Annotated in this window: 23 protein-coding genes; 15 read left to right on the forward strand and 8 right to left on the reverse strand. The window is 59.6% G+C overall.

Annotated features, from left to right (window positions below):
- Positions 1-215 precede the first annotated feature (215 nt).
- Together dsrB and cspE are read right to left on the reverse strand one after the other, a co-directional pair.
- A complete protein-coding gene (gene dsrB / locus ACJ8IJ_RS03220) occupies positions 216-416 on the reverse strand; it encodes a protein DsrB (protein ID WP_004935117.1) in 201 nt (66 codons plus the stop codon).
- A gap of 320 nt (positions 417-736) precedes the next feature.
- Complete coding sequence (gene cspE, locus ACJ8IJ_RS03225; protein ID WP_004935122.1) at positions 737-949, reverse strand: transcription antiterminator/RNA stability regulator CspE; 213 nt, start codon at positions 947-949, stop codon at positions 737-739.
- A 376-nt stretch (positions 950-1325) separates the two neighbouring features.
- Between cspE and ACJ8IJ_RS03230 the strand changes: the two genes are divergently transcribed.
- From ACJ8IJ_RS03230 to ACJ8IJ_RS03240, 3 genes are all read left to right on the forward strand, one after another.
- Positions 1326-1703, forward strand: coding sequence for a hypothetical protein (locus ACJ8IJ_RS03230; RefSeq protein ID WP_442518252.1), 378 nt, complete (start codon positions 1326-1328; stop codon positions 1701-1703).
- Between the two features lie 512 nt (positions 1704-2215).
- Positions 2216-2425: a hypothetical protein gene (locus tag ACJ8IJ_RS03235; RefSeq protein ID WP_004935132.1), complete on the forward strand. Its 210-nt coding sequence runs from the start codon at positions 2216-2218 to the stop codon at positions 2423-2425.
- 156 nt (positions 2426-2581) lie between these two features.
- Positions 2582-3589, forward strand: a complete 1008-nt coding sequence (locus ACJ8IJ_RS03240; RefSeq protein WP_275094921.1) for an NAD(P)H-quinone oxidoreductase — start codon at positions 2582-2584, stop codon at positions 3587-3589.
- Between the two features lie 44 nt (positions 3590-3633).
- Here the strand turns inward: ACJ8IJ_RS03240 and ACJ8IJ_RS03245 are convergent, their stop codons facing one another.
- The gene (locus tag ACJ8IJ_RS03245; protein WP_442518253.1) at positions 3634-4686 is read right to left on the reverse strand and encodes an SDR family oxidoreductase; all 1053 of its coding nucleotides are present in this window, start codon (positions 4684-4686) and stop codon (positions 3634-3636) included.
- A 110-nt stretch (positions 4687-4796) separates the two neighbouring features.
- On the opposite strand from ACJ8IJ_RS03245, the gene ACJ8IJ_RS03250 reads away from it, so the two are divergent.
- Entirely contained in the window at positions 4797-5729 is a 933-nt protein-coding gene (locus ACJ8IJ_RS03250) for a LysR family transcriptional regulator (RefSeq protein WP_164122534.1), read from the forward strand.
- A gap of 3 nt (positions 5730-5732) precedes the next feature.
- Here the strand turns inward: ACJ8IJ_RS03250 and ACJ8IJ_RS03255 are convergent, their stop codons facing one another.
- The 3 genes from ACJ8IJ_RS03255 to ACJ8IJ_RS03265 all read right to left on the reverse strand — a co-directional run bounded on the left by ACJ8IJ_RS03255 (position 5733) and on the right by ACJ8IJ_RS03265 (position 6681).
- Entirely contained in the window at positions 5733-6125 is a 393-nt protein-coding gene (locus tag ACJ8IJ_RS03255; RefSeq protein WP_004935144.1) for a YidB family protein, read from the reverse strand.
- 95 nt (positions 6126-6220) lie between these two features.
- Positions 6221-6469, reverse strand: coding sequence for a GlsB/YeaQ/YmgE family stress response membrane protein (locus ACJ8IJ_RS03260; protein ID WP_004935146.1), 249 nt, complete (start codon positions 6467-6469; stop codon positions 6221-6223).
- A 14-nt stretch (positions 6470-6483) separates the two neighbouring features.
- The gene (locus tag ACJ8IJ_RS03265; protein ID WP_004935148.1) at positions 6484-6681 is read right to left on the reverse strand and encodes a glycine zipper domain-containing protein; all 198 of its coding nucleotides are present in this window, start codon (positions 6679-6681) and stop codon (positions 6484-6486) included.
- Between the two features lie 627 nt (positions 6682-7308).
- Here ACJ8IJ_RS03265 and ACJ8IJ_RS03270 point away from each other — a divergent pair.
- Positions 7309-8229, forward strand: a complete 921-nt coding sequence (locus ACJ8IJ_RS03270; protein ID WP_004935151.1) for a Kdo(2)-lipid IV(A) acyltransferase — start codon at positions 7309-7311, stop codon at positions 8227-8229.
- A gap of 176 nt (positions 8230-8405) precedes the next feature.
- Positions 8406-8825 carry a VOC family metalloprotein YjdN gene (gene yjdN / locus ACJ8IJ_RS03275; RefSeq protein ID WP_004935154.1) on the forward strand — a complete coding sequence of 140 codons (420 nt, stop codon included), beginning with the start codon at positions 8406-8408 and terminating at the stop codon, positions 8823-8825.
- Between the two features lie 15 nt (positions 8826-8840).
- On the opposite strand, the gene ACJ8IJ_RS03280 is transcribed toward yjdN, so the two are convergent.
- Positions 8841-9035 (reverse strand): hypothetical protein, encoded by a 195-nt coding sequence (locus ACJ8IJ_RS03280; protein WP_004935157.1) that lies wholly within the window; start codon positions 9033-9035, stop codon positions 8841-8843.
- Between the two features lie 160 nt (positions 9036-9195).
- Here ACJ8IJ_RS03280 and ACJ8IJ_RS03285 point away from each other — a divergent pair, with 160 nt between their 5' ends.
- Positions 9196-10749 (forward strand): sensor domain-containing diguanylate cyclase, encoded by a 1554-nt coding sequence (locus ACJ8IJ_RS03285; protein ID WP_015378345.1) that lies wholly within the window; start codon positions 9196-9198, stop codon positions 10747-10749.
- Between the two features lie 480 nt (positions 10750-11229).
- The gene (locus tag ACJ8IJ_RS03290) at positions 11230-12123 is read left to right on the forward strand and encodes a Kdo hydroxylase family protein (protein ID WP_004935163.1); all 894 of its coding nucleotides are present in this window, start codon (positions 11230-11232) and stop codon (positions 12121-12123) included.
- A gap of 43 nt (positions 12124-12166) precedes the next feature.
- On the opposite strand, the gene paaZ is transcribed toward ACJ8IJ_RS03290, so the two are convergent.
- Positions 12167-14233 carry a phenylacetic acid degradation bifunctional protein PaaZ gene (gene paaZ / locus ACJ8IJ_RS03295; RefSeq protein ID WP_442518254.1) on the reverse strand — a complete coding sequence of 689 codons (2067 nt, stop codon included), beginning with the start codon at positions 14231-14233 and terminating at the stop codon, positions 12167-12169.
- 317 nt (positions 14234-14550) lie between these two features.
- Here paaZ and paaA point away from each other — a divergent pair, with 317 nt between their 5' ends.
- Genes paaA through paaG form a run of 7 tightly spaced genes read left to right on the forward strand, consistent with a single transcriptional unit; the run spans position 14551 to position 19721 of the window.
- The gene (paaA, locus tag ACJ8IJ_RS03300) at positions 14551-15489 is read left to right on the forward strand and encodes a 1,2-phenylacetyl-CoA epoxidase subunit PaaA (RefSeq protein ID WP_015378348.1); all 939 of its coding nucleotides are present in this window, start codon (positions 14551-14553) and stop codon (positions 15487-15489) included.
- Between the two features lie 21 nt (positions 15490-15510).
- Positions 15511-15798 carry a 1,2-phenylacetyl-CoA epoxidase subunit PaaB gene (gene paaB / locus ACJ8IJ_RS03305; protein WP_004935173.1) on the forward strand — a complete coding sequence of 96 codons (288 nt, stop codon included), beginning with the start codon at positions 15511-15513 and terminating at the stop codon, positions 15796-15798.
- Positions 15799-15806: 8 nt separating this feature from the next.
- The gene (gene paaC / locus ACJ8IJ_RS03310; protein ID WP_442518255.1) at positions 15807-16565 is read left to right on the forward strand and encodes a 1,2-phenylacetyl-CoA epoxidase subunit PaaC; all 759 of its coding nucleotides are present in this window, start codon (positions 15807-15809) and stop codon (positions 16563-16565) included.
- Positions 16566-16574: 9 nt separating this feature from the next.
- Entirely contained in the window at positions 16575-17072 is a 498-nt protein-coding gene (paaD, locus tag ACJ8IJ_RS03315) for a 1,2-phenylacetyl-CoA epoxidase subunit PaaD (protein ID WP_280631462.1), read from the forward strand.
- Between the two features lie 13 nt (positions 17073-17085).
- Complete coding sequence (paaE, locus tag ACJ8IJ_RS03320) at positions 17086-18144, forward strand: 1,2-phenylacetyl-CoA epoxidase subunit PaaE (RefSeq protein ID WP_004935182.1); 1059 nt, start codon at positions 17086-17088, stop codon at positions 18142-18144.
- Between the two features lie 8 nt (positions 18145-18152).
- Positions 18153-18926: a 2,3-dehydroadipyl-CoA hydratase PaaF gene (gene paaF / locus ACJ8IJ_RS03325; RefSeq protein ID WP_004935186.1), complete on the forward strand. Its 774-nt coding sequence runs from the start codon at positions 18153-18155 to the stop codon at positions 18924-18926.
- A 3-nt stretch (positions 18927-18929) separates the two neighbouring features.
- On the forward strand, positions 18930-19721 hold the full coding sequence (gene paaG / locus ACJ8IJ_RS03330; protein ID WP_004935188.1) for a 2-(1,2-epoxy-1,2-dihydrophenyl)acetyl-CoA isomerase PaaG: 792 nt from the start codon (positions 18930-18932) through the stop codon (positions 19719-19721).

The following is a 19721-nucleotide window of genomic DNA, read 5'->3' on the forward strand; positions in this document are numbered from 1 at the left end:
CACAGAGAACGCCCCCGCTCTGTTTTACCAGCCGTTAAATACCCGGTGATAATGTCATCTGGATAGCAGCCGCTGGAACCACAAAAAAATACCTGTTGCGTTATCCCCCGCTAGCGCAACGGGTATTTTTTTGCCGTCGATAAAAAAAATCTTACCGCAATGAAATAATCTCAAAATGGACAATTTCATTAGCAAATTAATGAGATTAGCCTAAGTTACTGCCCGTGCTCGCGACAGGGCTCCACAAACGTGCCGTCACGGCTGTCGATCTCATTAAAAAACCATACGCCCGCCGGGTAGTCGTCAAGAGAAACCAGGTACATGGTGCCTTCGTTGAACACCTCTACGGCCAGAATGACGCCTTCACGCCGCGGGCCGCCGTCTGTTTTTACCGTCACTCGATCGTTAACTTGCATACCCTTCTCCCTTATTTGCGATTGCCGTCAGTGTATTACAAAACCGGAGGCGATGGACACCGCTCCAGCCCTGCCGGCCTCTGCTATCAGCGTAGCAGCCGCCTGGATTTTCACTTTCTTAACGGTTTGGCCGCAGAATCTTAAGCCGGTCTCGCGTAGCCTGTCTTCAGGCGTTTCCCCCCCAGAGAAGCGCTCGCAAATGAAGAAGTAACAAGGAACTTTTGCCCGCTGACTTGCGGGCTTTTTTTTGCGCACCGCTGAATTGCAGGCATAAAAAAACCCGCCGCAGCGGGTTTTTTTCAATCAGCGCCAGGCGCCAATTAGATAGCGGTAACGTTAGCCGCAGATGGACCTTTCGCACCGTTCTCGATAGAGAACTGTACGTTCTGGCCTTCAGCCAGGGTCTTGAAGCCTTGATCCTGGATAGCAGAGAAGTGTACGAATACGTCTTTGCTGCCGTCTGCTGGGGTGATGAAACCAAAACCTTTAGCTTCGTTGAACCACTTCACTTGACCTTTGATCATGTTAGACATGTCTAATTTCCTTCAATAATAAATGTAAGCCGCCATGGGCGAGGTAGCCGGTCATCAGTTACTTATGGAGGCACTGGAAAGGAAATTCGTCAGAGAAGGGCTATCCGGGATAACGCTTTAAATTTGAACTACTTTACTCAAAATGTCGTGCATAAATAGGTCTGTACCACAGGCCGACATCATTAACTCATGAGCGAGCGGCAATAGCAACCTTTTTCGCCGCGATGGGACGCTAATCTCGGCTAAACGCACAGGATTTGACCCTGTCTGCCGATAGGGCCGCTGCCTGGCTCGCCCGTAACGCCCAGGCAAATGATAGTAATTCTCGTTCTGCTGTTTTATAGTTGCCTGACGAAATCATTCAGGGAGATTCACCATGCCGAGATGGCTTACATTACCGGCTGTCAGTGCCGCCGCCCTGCTGGCCTTTGCCGCTTACAGTGCTCCGCAGAGTGCACTGGAGCTCAATTATCAAGCCCCCGACCCCAGCATGGATCCCGCGCCCAAGCCGCCTGCCCCTTCAGGGCCGGCCCCCAAAACGGGAAAGCCGCCGATTGCCTGGACAGAGGCGAGAGATAAAAGCGGTTTTCGCGTCGATATTGAGTGCGATCATCCTGGCTGCAGCAAACCGCGCGCCAAACCTTATCCCGCGTACGAAGGCCCGGTGAAGAAAACCGATCGCCGCCGCCAGTCTGATCCCTATTCCACCAATAAGGATCCCGATTACAACATTCAGTTAGGCTATGAGTGGTAATGACGCTTTCGGAGTAATGCCTATATCAGCCTCCTTTGCCGCTGCATAGAATATGCCTCAGTTCACCACTCCTCCTGGTGTTGAACACAACAAGCTGTGTTGCAAATCTTTATGCGCCTCCCTATAGGCGCTTTTTTTTTTTGCCTATCCCTCAAAGCGTCTTCCGATTACAGATTGCTCTCATTGCCCCACAAAGTGATGAATGTCACAAATATGCCTCCTTGCCATTCTTATTCGGAGGTAACGTTCATGGCCACAGGATCCCTTGCCCTCCTGGCCGTCTTGGCCGGCATTGCGGGCTTCGCCCTCTACAAGCATTTAAAATCTCAGAAAAAAAGCACACTCGTCCGCCCGCACGATCGGTAACCGACAACGCGCTTTCACCGCGAAGGCCCGGCACATCGCGCGCCGCGCCTTCGCGGGCTGTCATGCTTTCATCACAAAATTGTCACATTATGGCCATATGATGATTCGCGTTTATCCGCTCTGGCTTAACACCAAGGATTTCGCCCATGACCATAATTAAAGCTGCAAACCATCAGGAAGCAGAAAAACTCATCCGCGCCGGCACCGCCAAGAAAATCGAACTGGCTTACGATATCGGCAGCGACGACTTCTTCCAGCTTGCCAGCCTGTGGTGCGACAAAGGCGCCAAGATCTCCAAAGGAAAAGAACACTTTATCGTTTCATTGAAAGGGTTCCGCATCCCCCCTAACGATTGATGCCCAGCCGCCCATCGCGGCGGCGTCTCCTCCTCTTCCTCGCAAAACCGCTCTATTCGACCACGCGCACCTCATTCGATTTCGCTAAGCTAACAGCAGACTTTATTGTGGACGCGCCACCTGATAACCGCGTCCGCCACGATGAGGAGTGTAACCATGTCAACAAATGCACCGCTGCCCGACACGATGAAAGCGATTGAAATCAGCCAACCCGGCGCCCCCGAGGTTCTGGTCGTCGCCGAACGTCCGGTGCCGGTTCCGCAAGCGGGCCAACTTCTGGTGAAAATCGCCGCCGCCGGCGTTAACCGCCCCGACGTGCTGCAGCGCCAGGGGAACTATGCGCCACCGCCCGGCGCCTCGGATATTCCCGGCCTGGAAATTGCCGGCGAAGTGGTGGCCATCGGTGAAGGCGTGACCCACTTCGCGCTCGGCGATCGGGTTTGCGCCCTTATCGCCGGCGGTGGCTATGCGGAATACTGCACCGTGCATGAAAGCAATGCGTTGCCGGTGCCGGCGGGGCTGAGCCTGACCGAGGCCGCCGCGCTGCCGGAAACCTTCTTTACCGTCTGGGTCAACGTGTTCCAGCGCGGTCATCTCAAAGCCGGCGAAACCGTGTTGATCCATGGCGGCACCTCCGGTATCGGCACGGTCGCCACCATGCTGGCGAAGGCCTTCTGCGCCCAGGTGATCACCACCGTCGGCTCCGAAGAGAAACGTCAGGCCAGCCTGGCGCTGGGCGCCGACGTGGCGATTAATTACCGCAGCGAAGACTTTGTCGCACGCACCAAAGACGCCACCAACGGTAAAGGCGCCGACGTCATCGTCGACCTGATCGCCGGCGATTATGTCGCCAAAAACTATCAGGCCGCAGCGATGGAAGGCCGCATCGTGCAAATCGGCACGCAAAACGGCGTGGTGAAAGAGCTCAATCTGATGCCGCTGCTGTTGAAACGCCTGACCCATACCGGGTCGACGCTACGCTCGCGCAGCGTGGCGGACAAAGCACAGATTGCCGCCGATCTGCGCGAAAAGGTTTGGCCGCTGCTGGAGCGCGGCGTGCTGAAACCGCAAATTTTTAAAACCTTCCCGCTTGAGCAAGCCGCCGCCGCGCATACGCTGATGGAGTCCAGCGAGCACATCGGCAAGATCATGCTGACGTTCTGAGCCCATTCCCCGCGGCCGGTGCTGCGGGGAAACCAATGCCACGTTCAGGGAATGATGCCGCGGCGACGGAACTCATCGAACAGTGAGAAAAACATGGCTTCGGTTTCGACAAACTGGTGGAAACCGAAGCGCCGCGCCTTGCTGCCATCCGCGAACATGTCATAGTCCCAGGAAAAGACGAAATCGACGAAACGCCAGCCGGCCACCGCGCGATAGTCCGGTTCGGCCAATTGGTGCCGCTGCGCCAGCTCCCGCCACAGCGACGCTTTGTCCGTCATCATGATCTCCAGCGACATCGGCAGCGGCGGCGCGCATTCCAGCCCAAAGTAAGCGGCGATTTTCGGCCACATCTCGCTCCAGCGAAACAGATCGCCGTTGTTGATATTAAACGCCTGATTGGCCGCCGCAGGTTCGGTCGCCGCCCACAACGTGGCGCGCGCCAACAGCCCGGCGTCAGTCATTTCCAGCAGGCTGTGATAAGCGCCCGGTTTACCCGGGAAGCGCAACGGCAGCCCGAGCGCTTTGCTGATCGACGCGTAAACCGCGATGCTTAACGCCAGATTCATCGGGTTGCCGAGGGAGAAGCCTCCCACCACGCTTGGACGGATGGCGCTCCAACGCCAGCGTTTGCCGGCCTGCCGCTGCGCCAGATACTGCTGCTGCGCCACGTTAAACTCCGGCGGCATATGCCCGGCATCGCTTTCGCGCGCCGGCGTTTTAAACGGCCCCAAATGCGCGCCATACACCTTATAACCCTGCATCAAACTGATGTGCTCCAACGCCGGCGCGATCGGCTCCAGCCCTTCGACAACGTGTTGCAACATCTGCAGGTTCGGCGCCACCAGCCCCGCCCAGTCCGGCGCATCCTGATAGGCGGCATAGAAAACGTGACTAATCGCGCTCAGCGGCCGCAGCGCGTCGCGCGTCGCCGCCGCATCCAGCAGATCAACCTGAAGGTGGCGCACCCCCGGCGCCGATTGTCCCCCCCGGCGCGAGACGCCCACCACTTGCCAGCCCTGACCGGTCAGCTCCTCAATCAATCGGCGCCCAATCACGCCATTGGCGCCGATCACCAATGCCTGTCGCTTTGTATCCATCTTGCCACTCCTCAGGTTGTCGATACCCTGAGTGTCATTGATTAGTAATACTTGCGGTAGAAGAGACCTTCCACTAATACTTATAAGAAAAATCTATAGGCAAGATCGACATGGATAAGCTGAACGCAATGAAAACCTTTATGCGGGTGGCGGAGCTGGGCAGCCTGTCGGCCGCCGCTCGCGATCTGCGTTTGACGCAGCCGGCGGTCAGTCAGCAAATCGCCGGTCTGGAGCAGCAACTGGGGGCACAACTGCTGTTTCGCAGCACCCGGGCGGTCACCCTGACCGATGCCGGCAGCAGTTATTATCAGCGCCTCAAACCGATTCTGGCGGCGGTCGATGAAGCGGAAGAAGCGCTGCACGGCCAGCACCACCAGTTACAGGGCAATCTGCGCATTCATGCCCCGACCGGGTTCGGGCAGTTGCACGTCACGCCGCTGGCCATCGCTTTCCAGCAGCGTCATCCGAACCTCGCCATCGAGCTGCTGCTGGACGATCGTCGCGCCGACGTGATCGGCGAAGGCATCGACGTGGCGCTGCGTTTCGGTGAACTGCATGCGCCCGGCATGGTGGCTAAACGTTTGGGCGAGCTGCAACGCCTGCTGGTGGCGTCACCGGCCTACCTGGCCAAGTATGGCGCTCCACGTTCGCCGGCGGAGCTGGCTAAACATGCGCACATTCGTTACAGCGGTTTGAACGACGGCGATACGCTTACTCTGTTCGGGCCGCACGGCCCCGAGATGGTCGCTCTGCGGCCCACGTTCCGCGCCAACAATACGCTATCGCTGCTGGCCGCCATTGAGGCTGGAGCCGGTATCGGCGGCGCCCAACGGCCTTTAATCGCCCAGCAGCTGGCGACGGGGGCGCTGGTGCCCGTTTTGCCGGAATACCGCTACCCGCCCATGGCGCTGCACGCGGTCTATCCCGCTTTACGTTTTATTCCGGAGAAAGTGCGCGCCTGGGTGGCGCATCTGCAGCAGGCGTTGACGGCGATCGAGGGAATTAGCGGAGTGAATGCTCCCGGCCAGACGCCGGGAGCCTAATCATTATTTGAACAGTTTACCGACCATATCGCCCAGCTCGTTGCTGTCTTGCTGCACTTCACCGTTTGGTGAGGCGGCATCCGCGACCGTTGGCAAGAACTGTGCAATGGTGCTGGACGCCTGTGCAGGATCGATGCCCAGTTTTTCAGCCAGTTGGTTGATGGCGTCGCTACCCAACGCCTGCTGCACATGGTCGCCGGTAATCGGCTGATTTTCGCCATTGCCGAGCCAGGAACCGACGATATCGCCGAACTGCCCCTGACGGAACTTGTCCAAAATGGCCTGCAGGCCGCCTTGTTGCTCAACCCACTGCATAATGGCGATGTAGTCGATACCTTTACCACCGTTGGCGCCGCCGCCCAGAATGTTACCCAATACGCTATCGAACAGACCCATGATATTCCCCTTTCAGCGGGTACGGCCCGCGCCGCACCGCCGGATTGATTTCACGAAAAAGGGCCGCCGCGGCGACCCTGTTGAGCAACGGCTGCTTAGCCTTTGATCTTCCTGTAGACAAAAAGCACCACCAGGGCACCGATGACCGCCACCACAAAGCTGCCCAGGTTAAAACCGTCAACGCGGCCCATACCGAAGAAGGTGCTGATATAGCCGCCGACGACGGCGCCCACGATCCCCAATATAACGGTCACAATAAAGCCGCCGCCGTCTTTGCCCGGCATAATCCACTTGGCCAGGATACCGGCGATTAAACCAAAAATGATCCAGGAAATGATGCCCATCTTTACTCTCCCTATTACCTTTTGCCTAACAGAAATCCTATTACCAGGCCCACGACGGCGCCGGCGCCTATCCCCGCCCAAGGGTTATCCTTGAGGCAGGCACATGATTGCTCGAGCGCTGCTTTTACACCGCTGCTCACTTCGCAGGCGGTGGTTTTCACGTAGTCGCTCGGTTGCTCAACACCGTTTAGATCGTCATTTTCATATGACATGTCAAATCCTTACAGACCAACCCTCTGAGAATTTCGTCACATGTTTCGCGCCAGGCGCCATCCGCTCCGCGATCTTGCTCTGGGCAATCTGCCCGCTGCCGCTCAATGCGGAGGCTTCCGGCGGCAAACGCACAACTTCACACTATGACTATAGTAAAAAATCAGCGGTTTACCCATTTCCGTCCGTCTGAATTTCACCATACAAAAACGATCTGATTTCATCCCGCTGTCATCTTGCAAGGCTAAACTTTAAACATATCCTCCGGGAGGAAACGCCGATGTTCAATGCACCTTTTGTCCTGATCCTCGCGCTACTGTACGCACTGGCCGCCGCTTGGGACGGTTCCGCAGCGTTACTGTTTCATTAAGGTTACATAGTCGTTGTCACTTTTGCGATGCGCTTAATTGTGTCTTTATTTTTCAATTTCGCCAGCCGATTGAAATAGCGGAAAACATCCCCTCCTCCCTCGGTAAAAATCCTATTTCGCTTCGTTTTTCGCCTGCGTTTAAATAAAGCGTAAAAAAAGCATTAATGGAAAATCCTGTTTAGCACAAAATATTCTATCATCTTCCTCATGACAATTTGGGTTAAGGTCCCATTGGCAAAGAAAAGGAATAACAGGAAAAATGCTTTCTAACCAACGCTTTGAGCGCGAATTCTTGCGCCCTCGTTATTGGTTGTTGTGGATAGGACTGGGAATACTCTATCTCTTGGTATTACTGCCCTACCCGCTCATTTATCGGCTCGGACACGGCCTTGGCAGAATAGCCATGCGCCTAATGAAACGCCGGGTAAAAATAGCGCGCCGCAATTTAGAACTCTGCTTCCCCGCAATGCCCGCCGCCGAGCGCGAGGCGCTGATCGTCAAAAATTTTGAGTCCGTCGGCATGGGCCTGTTCGAAGTCGGCATGGCCTGGTTCTGGCCCGACTGGCGCATTGCCCGCTGGTTCAAGGTGAGCGGCATGGAAAACATGCGGCTGGCGCGTCAGGACGGCAAAGGCGTTCTGCTGATCGGTCTGCATTTCCTGACGCTGGAACTGGGCGCACGCATTTTCGGCATGCAAAACCCCGGCATCGGTGTGCATCGCCCGCACAACAACAAGCTGATGGAATGGGTACAGACCCGCGGCCGGCTGCGCTCGAATAAATTCATGATCGATCGTAAAGATATCAAAGGTATGATCCGCAACCTGAAACAGGGCGAAATCCTGTGGTACGCGCCGGATCACGATTATGGGCCGCAAAGTAGCGTATTCACACCGTTCTTCGCCGTGGAAAATGCCGCCACGACCACCGGCACCTTTATCCTGGCGCGCATGGGGCGGCCGTCGATCGTGCCTTTCGTGCCGCGCCGCCTGCCAAATGCTCAGGGCTATGAGCTGATCGTGCAGCCGCCGTTGACGGACTTCCCGCTGGATGATGAAACGCGCGCGGCGGCCAAGATGAACCGCGTGGTGGAAGAACAGGTGCTGCTGGCCCCCGACCAATACATGTGGCTGCACCGCCGCTTTAAAACCCGCCCACCCGGCGAAGCGTCGCTGTATTGACCCCTTCGCGCCTTTGCCCGTCACACCGCCGGCGAAGGCGCGCTCACCTTGCACAAGCATTCTGCGCCAGGGGAACTACACTAGTAAGTCACCGACGGCAATTATTGCCGCCAGCAATCATTTCGTCCGCCCGAGAGCCGGTCGTTGCCTGTCGGGCCATAATCGAGGTCAATGTCATGCTGGTACAACCCTATCTGTTTTTCAGCGGTAACTGTGAGCAAGCGATTAACTTCTACGTACAGCAGTTGAATGCCAAAGTTGAAATGGTCATGCGCTTTAAAGACATGCCCGAAGAAGCCCGGCAAGGCGGACCGCAGGACGTCAATCCGGAAGCGATCATGCATGCGCGCCTGCTGATCGGCGACGGCGTGCTGATGGCCTCCGACGGCTGTCCGCAGGATGACAGCGGCGGTGCTTCTCACAAAGGTTTCTCGCTGTCGCTGAACCCCAGCGATGCGGAACAAGGACGCAAACTGTTCGACAATCTGGCGCAGGGCGGCCAGGTGACGATGCCTTACCAAGCCACCTTCTGGGCCAAAGGTTTTGGCATGCTGACCGACAAATTCGGCGTCAACTGGATGATCAACGTCGAATAATCCCGCATGGCGCCGCTAGCCATAGCGGTGCCAGTCATACGCCGCCTTGGCGAACAGCACGAACAGCAGCGCCAACAGCGCCAATCCCAACCGCCAATAGGGCGACCGGCGGCGGCGCCAGGCGAAGTACATCATCACCGCCAGCGTTCCCAGCGTAAGGGGGTAATACACCGCCAGCGTCAGTAAAGCGATAATGATGTAATCAGACATGGCTCTTTCACTCCGAGGTGTTCACACCGCCGCTGATGCGGGCTGCGATCGACCTTTCGCCTTATCGCCTCGTTAAAGGCTAGAGGTCTGGCGCATTTATGCATAAAATATAAGATTGCTCTTAACTCAAACTGAATAGTAATCAAACAACAAGGGTGACATGACTCAGCAGCAACCCATACAGGATGCCGTGCCGGCGCGCAGCGTTAAAAGCTCCCCATTATTATTTCAGGCCGGCGTGTTTGTCATCATCGTTGCCGCCACGCTGATCCTCTTTAACAGCTGGCAAATCTGGAACGCACACCAGCGCGATCTGCGCAGCGCCGAGCATGAATCCGCCAACCTCGCCCGCTCGCTGGCACAGCATGCCGACGATACTTTCATGCAGGTGGACGGCAATCTGCTCGATCTGACCGAACGTCTCCAGAACGACGGACTGGGGCCATCGCAATTGACCCGGCTGCAGCGGGTGATGCAAACGCAGGTCGGCAACCTGCCGCAGCTGCATGGGCTGTTTCTCTACGATGCGCGCGGCCGCTGGCTGGCGACCTCCTCGGGCAAATTCATCAAGAACGCCAACAACGCCGATCGCGAGTACTTCATATACCATCAAAACCGCGACGACGGCGGCCTGTACATCGGCAAGGTGATCCGCAGCCGCACCACCGGCGATCTGATCATTCCCGTTTCGCGGCGTTTCAACAACCCGGACGGCAGCTTTGGCGGCGTGGTGCTGGCGACGCTGTACATCGATTATTTCCGCCAGTTTTACGATAGCTTCGCCCTCAACACCGACGCCTCACTGAACCTGCTGCTGGCGGACGGCACCATCCTTTACCGCCGCCCTTACTCGGCGGCGTCGATCGGTAAAAACATCGCCAAGGGTGTGCTGTTCAGCGAAATTTTGCCGCATTCGGAATTCGGTAACGCCACCATCACCTCGCTGTACGACAAAGTAGAGCGCATCTACGGCTATTCGCGGGTCAACCGCTTTCCGCTGGTGATCGCCGCCGGGCTGTCGAAACGCGACGCGTTGGCGGACTGGCGCACCGACGCCGGCCTGTTCGCCGTCGGCGGCCTCTCGCTACTGATGATCCTGTTGGCGATGGGCATGGTGCTGCTGCGGCAAATCAAGCACAGCATGCAAACCGAAGCCGAGCTGATGCGCACCCGCGATCAGCTGACCAGCATCAACCAGATGCTCGAAGAGCTGGCGCTGCTGGACGGCCTGACCGGGCTGGCCAACCGCCGCCAGTTTGATATCGCGCTGAAGAACGAGCTGGCACGGGCTTCGCGCAACTACCGCAGCGTGGCGCTGCTGATGCTGGATATCGACTATTTCAAACAGTACAACGACAGCTATGGCCACGTCGCCGGTGACCAATGCCTGCAGCAGATCGGCCAAACGCTCAAAGGGTTGGCGTGCCGCAGCAACGACGTTCTGGCGCGTTACGGCGGCGAAGAGATGGGGATTATCCTGCCGGATACCGACGTCCAGGGCGCACTGATTTTCGCCGAACGCGTCATCAACGCGGTGCGCGATCTGAAAATTCCGCATCAGGGTAATCCGCACGGCATCGTCACCATCAGCATCGGTATCTGCGCCAAAGTACCGCATATGTATAACGATACGCCGATCAGCTTTATCAATGAGGCGGACAGTGCGTTGTATCAGGCCAAGAAAAAAGGCAAAAACTGCATTTACGGCGCTTAATCATTAATCGGGCCACCAAATTTTGGCGGCCCGATTTATTACCAACCAAAATGAAATAATTCCTCTCCGCAACATTATTTTCCCGGTTTACCCTGCGCTCTGAATAAAATAACGCCAATAATAAGCGCAATATTTATTTCCATTAAAATTCAACAAGATAAAAAAATCGCCATTCCACAGACAATTCGTGCCATTTTTGATTATTCGTGCCTACGCGCAGCCCCGTTTAACCCTCGTTTACTTTTCATTGGTATTGCCGGTGATATCCTTATCAGGACTATTCTCTATATCAGGAAGCCATCGCACGCTTCGGCGCACTGCGCCCTGCTGATACATCCATAATAGAACCCACAAATTTCACGTTGCAATTGAGCGGCCTGTTGACGCCGCTCCAGCCAGCCACTGCGCAAGCCAGTGCAGCCAATCACGCGGCAACCTGAAAGACGGGAATAAAGCGATATAGATTTGCGAGGAGATCTCATGCCTACTGGCGATATTATGCGTGAACAGGCCGTCCTGACGCTGCCGTTGCGACAATGGGCGGCAGCGGAAGCATCCAGCGCGGTCAGCGAACTGGAACAGGGCAAGGTACTGTTTCTGCCCGAACTGGCCTTCACCCTGTCTGAACAGGAAATGCCGCTGCTGGATCCGACGTTGGTCGATCCGAAGCGCAAAAACATCAGCTATCAGCCGCTGTCCGGCAAACTGAGCGGCGTCGCCGTCGCGGATCGCCGGCAACAGGTTCAGCAACTGCTGGAGCGCTATTATCAATCTTGCCGCCAGCTGATCGCCGGACTGTTGCCCGAGTATCAGGAGGCGCTGCACCACCCGACCGGCAGCCTGCGTTTGCACCCGGTTTCCGCCTGGCGGGCGACCAGTTCCTGGCGCAAAGACGACAGCCGCCTGCACGTTGACGCTTTCCCGTCGCGCCCGAACTACGGCGAACGCATTCTGCGCATCTTCACCAACATCAATCCGCACGGCGAGCATCGCCAATGGCGCGTCGGCGAGCCGTTCCCTGAGCTGGCGGCACGCTTTATGCCGCGTCTCGCACGCTACTCCGCCCTCAGCAGCTGGCTGCAGCATCAGGTGCGCATCACCAAGACCCGCCGCAGCCATTATGACCACCTGATGCTGCAGTTGCATGACGCCATGAAGGCCGACGGAGATTATCAGCAACGGGGTCCGCAGCTGGCGCTGGAATTCCCGCCGGGCAGCAGCTGGATTTGCTTCTCGGATCAAACGCCGCACGCCGCAATGGGCGGCCAGTTTATGCTGGAACAGACCTTCCTGTTGCCGGTGAACAAGATGCAGGATCCGCAGCGTTCGCCGCTGAAAGTGCTGGAACAGCTGCGCGGGCAGCCGCTGATCTGAATGGCTCGCCGCCGCCGGCATCCCGGCGGCGGCGAAACGCGCATTATGCCTCGAAGTCCCCTTGCTGGCGCGCCACCAGCGTCAGGATGCTGTACAGCGCCACCGGCTGCTGTTCCTGATTCAGCACCTGCACATCCCACACCACCACGCCGTGCGGCCGATCTTCGGCGGTTTTCTGCGGCTTGCGGATCTTCTTCTTGCAGGTTAACCGCACCTGAATGGTGTCGCCGATCTTCACTGGTTCGATAAAACGCAGATTTTCCATGCCGTAGTTGGCGATCACCGGCCCGACGGCGGCGTCGACAAACAGCCCGGCAGCGGCGGACACCACAAAGTAACCGTGCGCCACCCGCTCGCCGAACAGCGAATCGGCGGCGCCGATCTTGTCCATGTGCGCGTAAAAGTGGTCGCCGCTCAGGCAGGCGAAGTTGACGATATCCGCTTCGGTCACGGTGCGGCGCGCGGTCAACAGGCTGTCGCCCAGCTGCAGCTGCTCGAAGTATTTCCGGAACGGGTGCACCGGATGTTCGGCGACCGGCGCGCCGCGCACCCATTCGCCGCCGATGGCCGCCAGCATCGCCGGGCTGCCCTGGATCGCCGTGCGCTGCATATAGTGCTTCACCGCGCGCAGTCCACCCAGCTCTTCACCGCCGCCGGCGCGCCCCGGGCCGCCGTGCACCAGCATCGGCAGCGGCGAACCGTGGCCGGTGGATTCCGCCGCCGCCTGCTCATCCAAAATCAACATGCGGCCATGGGCGCACGCCGCCGCGCGGATAAAGCGCTTGGCCAGCGCCGGGTCGGCGGTCACCAGCGATCCCGCCAGGCTGCCCTGCCCCAGCAACGCCAACGCGATCGCCTGCTCGGTATCCGCATACGGCATCAGCGTCGCCACCGGGCCAAAGGCCTCAGTGCCGTGCACCGCCTGATGGGTGAACGGATCGGCGCAATACAGCAGGGTCGGCGGATAAAACGCCCCGCCGCGCGCGCCGTCGCCCATCACTTCCAGCTTATCCAACGACGCGCCGCACAGCGGTTCGCAGCCGTTGCGCAGCAGGAACTCCACCTTGCTTTGCACATCATCACGCTGCTCGTGGCTGACCAGCGCCCCCATGCGCACCTGCTCCAACTGCGGGTCGCCCACCGTCACCCCCGCCAGACGCTGCAACAAGGCCTGACGCACCGCCGCCACCTGCGCCGCCGGCACGATGATGCGGCGGATCGCGGTGCACTTCTGCCCCGCCTTGGCGGTCATTTCACGGCACACTTCTTTGATAAACAGCGCAAATTCCGGCATCTCCGGCGTCACGTCCTCCGCCAGCACGCAGCAGTTGAGCGAATCCGCCTCCATGGTGAACGCGATCGATTTTTCCAACAGGCGCGGATGCGCCCGCAGCCGCTGGCCGGTCTGCGCCGAACCGGTGAACGTTACCGCATCCTGATAATCCAGGTGCGCAAACATGTCGCCGACGCCGCCGCATACCAACTGCAGCGCGCCTTCCGGCACCAGCCCGCTGTCGACGATCAGCCTGACCATCGCCTGCGTCAGCTGCGCGGTGGCGGTGGCCGGCTTGATGATGGCCGGCATGCCCGCCAGCCAGGTCGGCGCCAGTTTTTCCAGCATGCCCCAGCAAGGGAAGTTGAAGGCGTTGATATGCAGCGCCACGCCGGGGCGCGAGGTCAATACGTGGCGGGCGGCGAACTGCGCCTGCTTCGACAGCGGGATCAGCTCATCTTCCGGCCACAGCGTATCGTCCGGCAGATCGCGGCCGGCCATGCCGGCATAGGCGAACAGCGTGGCGATGCCGCCTTCGATATCGACCCAGCCGTCGCTGCGCGTCGCCCCGGTTTGATAGGAAATCTGATACAGCGCCTCTTTATGCGCCAGCAGGTGTTTCGCCACCGCTTTCAGCATCTGGGCGCGCTGCTGGAACGTCATGTGCGCCAGCGCCGGGCCGCCGTGGCTGCGGGCATAGCTCAGGCTGGCCGCTAACGGCAGGCCGTCGGAGCAGACCTGGAACAGCGCCTCGCCGGTTACGGCGTGACGGATCTCGCGCGCCTCTCCCTGCCCGTACACCCAGGCGCCAGAAAGATAACTGTGTAACTGCTGCATGTGCCCTCCGGAATTCATAAATTTTCACCATACAGCTTAATTACGTATCACATAAATGCCAGTCGATGCCAAACTCAATTTTAACAAAAAGAGAACAAGAAGCGCTTTCAAGCCGTTTCCCCTGGCATTAATACGGAGTCACTGCTTATTTTTATCAAATAAAATCAAATGATTAACAAAAACACTTGTGAGTGCGCTCGCAAAACCACATAAATCTCGTTTGATCTTTTTGTTATCAGTTTGTAGCCTTATGGTTAGTTAAAGTGATTCACATTTTTATATTTAATGTGAAAAATACGAATCACCAAGAGGCAAGCATGACAACTGACGCACAGTATCAGCAGCATTTCGACGACAAGATCGCGGCGGATATCGCCATTGAGGCTAAAGACTGGATGCCGGACGCCTATCGTCAGAACCTGATTCGGCAGATCGGCCAACACGCCCACTCGGAAGTCATCGGCATGCTGCCGGAAGCCAACTGGCTGACGCGTGCCCCCACGCTGCGCCGCAAGGCGGTGCTGCTGGCCAAAGTGCAGGATGAGGCCGGCCACGGTCTGTACCTCTACAGCGCCGCCGAAACCCTCGGCTGTTCGCGCCAGGACATCTACCAAAAGATGCTCGACGGCAAGATGAAATACTCCTCTATCTTCAATTACCCCACGCTCAACTGGGCGGATATCGGCGTGATCGGCTGGCTGGTCGACGGCGCCGCCATCGTCAACCAGGTGGCGCTGTGCCGCGCGTCCTACGGCCCCTATGCGCGGGCGATGGTGAAGATCTGCAAAGAGGAGAGCTTCCACCAGCGCCAGGGCTACGAGGCGGTAATGGCGATGGCCAACGGCAGCGACACGCAGCGCGCCATGCTGCAGGACGCCATCGATCGCTTCTGGTGGCCGGTGCTGATGATGTTCGGCCCGAGCGACGCCGACTCCCCCCACAGCGCCCAGAGCATGGCATGGAAAATCAAACGTCACAGCAACGATGAGCTGCGGCAGAAGTTCGTCGACAACACCGTACCGCAGCTGGAAGCGCTGGGCATGACGGCGCCGGATCCGGATCTGCACTGGGATGCCGCTGCCGGCCACTATCGCTTCGGCGAGATCGACTGGAGCGAGCTGCATGAGGTGATCAAAGGGCGTGGCCAATGCAACCACGAACGCCTGCAGGCCAAACGCCGCGCCTGGGAAGACGGCGCCTGGGTGCGTGACGGCGCCATGGCCCACGCCGCGAAAAACGCCGCTTCCGCCGCATAGCCAACATAAGGAACCGAGATCATGAGCCACGTTGAATGGCCGCTGTATGAAGTGTTTATCCGCAGCAAACAAGGGCTGGCGCATCGCCACGTTGGCAGCCTGCACGCCGCCGACGACCAAATGGCGCTGGAAAACGCCCGCGACGCCTACACGCGCCGTAATGAAGGCTGCTCGATTTGGGTGGTGCAATCCCGCCATCTGATCGCCTCGCAGCCGGAAGATCGCGGCGCCTTCTTCGATCCTTCCGAAGACAAGATCTACCGTCATCCGACGTTTTACACCATTCCCGACGGCATCAAGAACATGTAGAGGCGACCATGACGGTTAACGATCCGCGCATCAGCTATTTGCTTCGCCAGGGCGACACGCCTCTGATCCTCGCCCAGCGCCTGTGTGCCTGGTGCGGCCACGCGCCCGAGCTGGAGATCGATCTGGCGTTGGCCAACATCGGGCTCGACCTGCTCGGCCAGGCGCGCAACTTCCTGGGCTACGCCGCCGAACTGGCCGGGCCGCCCTGCAGCGAAGACAGCCTGGCCTTCGGGCGCGACGAACGCCAGTTTCATAACCTGCTGCTGGCGGAACAGCCGAACGGCGGTTTCAACGACACGTTGGTGCGCCAGTTCCTGCTCGACGTCTACCACGTGCAGCTGCACCAGGCGTTGAGCCGCAGCAGCGATGCGCAGATCGCCGCCATCGCTGCCAAGTCGTTGAAGGAGGCCGATTACCACCTGCGCTTCAGCCGCGGCTGGATGATCCGCCTCGGCGACGGCAACGACGTCAGCCACCGCAAGATCCAGCAGTCGCTGGATAACCTGTGGCGCTTCACCGCCGAGCTGTTCCACGCCGACGCGCTGGAGCTTGAGCTGGCGGAACAGGGCATCGCCGTCGATCCGCGCGAGCTGCAGGCTCCCTGGCAAGCGCAGGTGGAAGAGACACTGCGCCAGGCGACATTGACGCTGCCCGCCGAGCAGGCGTTCCGTCACGGCGGCAAACAAGGCCGACACAGTGAACACCTCGGCCCGCTGCTGGCGGAGATGCAGTTCCTGCAACGCGCCTATCCAAACGGCCAATGGTAGGAGGCCGCGATGAACGTCACTCGTTTGCAACCCGCTGAAATCCCGCAGATTTGGCACTGTCTGCAACAGATCAGCGATCCCGAGCTGCCGGTGCTGTCGATCACCGATTTGGGCATGGTGCGCGACGTGGCGCGCGACGGCAACGGCTGGCGCGTGACCTTCACCCCCACCTACTCCGGCTGCCCGGCCACCGAATTTCTGCTCAACGCCATCGAGCAGCGGCTGACGGCCGCCGGCTTCAGCCCGGTGCAGGTGGACATTCGCCTCAGCCCGGCCTGGACCACCGATTGGATGAACGCCGACGCCCGCGAACGGCTGCGGCAATACGGCATAGCGCCGCCGCAGGGCCACACCTGCGATCGGCCGCATGCCCACGGCCCGGTAGCCTGCCCGCGCTGCGGCAGCACCCACAGCGAGAAGATCAGCGAGTTCGGCTCCACCGCCTGTAAAGCGCTGTACCGCTGCTGCGACTGCCGGGAACCGTTCGATTATTTCAAATGCATATAGGAGCGCTGACACCATGACGGTCTTTCATCGCCTGAACGTCGCCGCCATCGAGCGCGAAACGCCGGACGCCGTAGCCATCACCCTGCGGGTGCCCGAAGAGCTGCAAAACCAATACCGCTACACCCCCGGCCAGCACCTGACGCTCAAGGCGCTAGTCAACGGCGAAGAGCTGCGGCGTTGCTATTCCATCTGCAGTTCGCCGCAGGAAGGCCTGCTGCAGATCGGCGTAAAAGCGATTGATCAGGGCCGTTTCTCCAGCTTCGTCAACCGCATGCTGAAAGTCGGCGATGCGCTGGAAGTGATGGTGCCGCAGGGGCGCTTCGGCTATCAGCCGCAGGCGGAGCGCCGCGGCAACTATCTGGCGATCGCCGCCGGCTCCGGCATCACGCCGATGCTGTCGATCATCAAGGCGACGCTGCAGCTCGAACCGGGCAGCAGCTTCACCCTGATCTACGGCAACCGCAACAGCCGTTCAATGATGTTCAAAGAGGCGCTGTCGGATCTGAAAAACCGCTATCCGCAGCGTTTTCAGCCGCTGTACCTGTTCAGCCAGGAGAGCCTCGACAGCCCGCTGCTCAGCGGCCGCATCGACCGTGAACGCCTGGCGGCGATCGGCGGCGCGCTGCTGGATTTCCGCGACTATGACCACGCCTTCATCTGCGGGCCGGAATCGATGATGGACGACGCGCAGATCGTGCTGGAACAGGCCGGCGTACCGGCCAATCACATCCACAGCGAACGTTTCAACACCAGCGGCCTGGTCGCCCGCCCGCGCCACAGCGGCGATCGCAATGCCACCCGGGTGGCGATCCTGCTCGACGGCCGCCGGTTGGATATCGAGGTCGGCGAACAGGACGACAGCATTCTCGATGCCGCGCTGCGCCAAGGCGCCGATCTGCCCTACGCCTGCAAAGGCGGCGTGTGCGCCACCTGCAAATGCCGTCTGAAGGCCGGCCAGGTGGAGATGGGCGTCAACTACAGCCTTGAGCCGGATCAGCTGGCGGCGGGCTACGTATTGAGCTGCCAGTCGTGGCCGAAAGGCGACGGCGTGGTGTTGGACTTCGACGTCTAGGAGCCGCGATGGATACCCCGTTTATTTTGCATCAGCAGCAACACCGCGTGGTCACGCTGACGCTGCATCGCCCGGAGGCGCGTAACGCCCTGAGCACGCCGTGCCTGGAACAGCTGGTTGTCCGGCTGGAGCAGGCCGACGCCGACAGCGGCGTGGGCGCCGTGGTGATCGCCGGCGCGGCGCGCTTCTTCGCCGCCGGCGCCGATCTGCGCGAACTGCAACAACAGGATCTGCCGGCCGCGCTGGCGGATCGCCGTCCGCAGCTGTGGCAGCGTCTGGCGCAGTTCAGCAAGCCGCTGCTGGCGGCGGTGAACGGCTATGCCCTGGGCGCCGGCTGCGAGCTGGCGTTGGCCTGCGACATCGTTATCGGCGGCGAAAGCGCCCGCTTCGGCCTGCCGGAGATCACCCTCGGCCTGATGCCGGGCGCCGGCGGCACCCAGCGCCTGATCCGCTGCGTCGGCAAGGCGCGCGCCAGCCAGATGGTACTGACCGGCGAAGCCATCGACGCCCGCACCGCGCTGCAGGCCGGCCTTATCAGTGAAGTATGCGTCGATGCTCTGACGCTGGAGCGCACGCAGCAGATTGCCGATCGCATCAGCCGTCAGGCGCCGCTGGCGCTGCGCGCCGCCAAACAGGCGCTGAAACAGGCCGAGGAAATCGGCCTTAGCCAGGGGCTGGCGATGGAGCGTCAGCAATTTGTCACCCTGGCCGCCACCGACGATCGCCGCGAAGGCATCGCCGCCTTTTTCGAAAAACGTACGCCAAACTATCAGGGGCGCTGATTTATGGATAACGCATTGATTCTCAGCCATCTCGACGCCGGCGTGTTGACGCTGACCCTCAACCGGCCGGATCGGCTCAACAGCTTTAATGACGAGATGCATCGCCAGTTGAGTGAAGCGCTGACGCAGGCCGAGCGCGACGACAGCGTGCGCTGCCTGCTGATCGCCGGCGCCGGGCGCGGTTTCTGCGCCGGGCAGGATCTCAACGATCGCAACGTCAGCGCCGATCAACAGGCGCCGGATCTCGGCCTGTCGGTCGAACGTTTCTACAACCCCCTGATCCGCCGCCTGACCGCCCTGCCGAAACCGGTGGTATGCGCGGTCAACGGCGTGGCGGCCGGCGCCGGCGCCGCGCTGGCTCTGGCGTGCGATATCGTCATCGCCGCCGACAACGCCAGCTTTATTCAGTCGTTCTGCCGTCTGGGATTAGTCCCTGATTCCGGTGGCAGCTGGTTCCTGCCGCGGCTGGCCGGCCACGCCCGCGCCATGGGCATGGCCATGCTGGGCGACAAAATCAGCGCCCAACAGGCGCTGGAGTGGGGCATGATCTGGCAGGTGGTGCCGGCGGATGAATTGGCCGACCGCACGCAAACGCTGGCGCGCCATCTGGCCACCCAGCCGACTTACGGTCTGGGTCTTATCAAAAAAGCCATCTACAGCTCGGCCACCAACAGCCTCGATCAGCAGCTCGATCTGGAGCGCGATCTGCAGCGATTGGGCGGCCGCAGCGACGACTACCGCGAAGGCGTCAGCGCGTTCTTCGCCAAACGCACGCCAAACTTCAGTGGGAAATAG

Origin of the sequence: Serratia sp. CY40230 (genome assembly GCF_052168835.1) — a bacterium.
Lineage (GTDB): Bacteria > Pseudomonadota > Gammaproteobacteria > Enterobacterales > Enterobacteriaceae > Serratia > Serratia nematodiphila.

Coding starts and splice junctions, on each gene's coding strand:
- dsrB (WP_004935117.1), bottom strand. CDS start 416: ATGCAAGTTAACGATCGAGTGACGGTAAAAACAGACGGCGGCCCGCGG.
- cspE (WP_004935122.1), bottom strand. CDS start 949: ATGTCTAACATGATCAAAGGTCAAGTGAAGTGGTTCAACGAAGCTAAA.
- ACJ8IJ_RS03230 (WP_442518252.1), top strand. CDS start 1,326: ATGCCGAGATGGCTTACATTACCGGCTGTCAGTGCCGCCGCCCTGCTG.
- ACJ8IJ_RS03235 (WP_004935132.1), top strand. CDS start 2,216: ATGACCATAATTAAAGCTGCAAACCATCAGGAAGCAGAAAAACTCATC.
- ACJ8IJ_RS03240 (WP_275094921.1), top strand. CDS start 2,582: ATGTCAACAAATGCACCGCTGCCCGACACGATGAAAGCGATTGAAATC.
- ACJ8IJ_RS03245 (WP_442518253.1), bottom strand. CDS start 4,686: ATGGATACAAAGCGACAGGCATTGGTGATCGGCGCCAATGGCGTGATT.
- ACJ8IJ_RS03250 (WP_164122534.1), top strand. CDS start 4,797: ATGGATAAGCTGAACGCAATGAAAACCTTTATGCGGGTGGCGGAGCTG.
- ACJ8IJ_RS03255 (WP_004935144.1), bottom strand. CDS start 6,125: ATGGGTCTGTTCGATAGCGTATTGGGTAACATTCTGGGCGGCGGCGCC.
- ACJ8IJ_RS03260 (WP_004935146.1), bottom strand. CDS start 6,469: ATGGGCATCATTTCCTGGATCATTTTTGGTTTAATCGCCGGTATCCTG.
- ACJ8IJ_RS03265 (WP_004935148.1), bottom strand. CDS start 6,681: ATGTCATATGAAAATGACGATCTAAACGGTGTTGAGCAACCGAGCGAC.
- ACJ8IJ_RS03270 (WP_004935151.1), top strand. CDS start 7,309: ATGCTTTCTAACCAACGCTTTGAGCGCGAATTCTTGCGCCCTCGTTAT.
- yjdN (WP_004935154.1), top strand. CDS start 8,406: ATGCTGGTACAACCCTATCTGTTTTTCAGCGGTAACTGTGAGCAAGCG.
- ACJ8IJ_RS03280 (WP_004935157.1), bottom strand. CDS start 9,035: ATGTCTGATTACATCATTATCGCTTTACTGACGCTGGCGGTGTATTAC.
- ACJ8IJ_RS03285 (WP_015378345.1), top strand. CDS start 9,196: ATGACTCAGCAGCAACCCATACAGGATGCCGTGCCGGCGCGCAGCGTT.
- ACJ8IJ_RS03290 (WP_004935163.1), top strand. CDS start 11,230: ATGCCTACTGGCGATATTATGCGTGAACAGGCCGTCCTGACGCTGCCG.
- paaZ (WP_442518254.1), bottom strand. CDS start 14,233: ATGCAGCAGTTACACAGTTATCTTTCTGGCGCCTGGGTGTACGGGCAG.
- paaA (WP_015378348.1), top strand. CDS start 14,551: ATGACAACTGACGCACAGTATCAGCAGCATTTCGACGACAAGATCGCG.
- paaB (WP_004935173.1), top strand. CDS start 15,511: ATGAGCCACGTTGAATGGCCGCTGTATGAAGTGTTTATCCGCAGCAAA.
- paaC (WP_442518255.1), top strand. CDS start 15,807: ATGACGGTTAACGATCCGCGCATCAGCTATTTGCTTCGCCAGGGCGAC.
- paaD (WP_280631462.1), top strand. CDS start 16,575: ATGAACGTCACTCGTTTGCAACCCGCTGAAATCCCGCAGATTTGGCAC.
- paaE (WP_004935182.1), top strand. CDS start 17,086: ATGACGGTCTTTCATCGCCTGAACGTCGCCGCCATCGAGCGCGAAACG.
- paaF (WP_004935186.1), top strand. CDS start 18,153: ATGGATACCCCGTTTATTTTGCATCAGCAGCAACACCGCGTGGTCACG.
- paaG (WP_004935188.1), top strand. CDS start 18,930: ATGGATAACGCATTGATTCTCAGCCATCTCGACGCCGGCGTGTTGACG.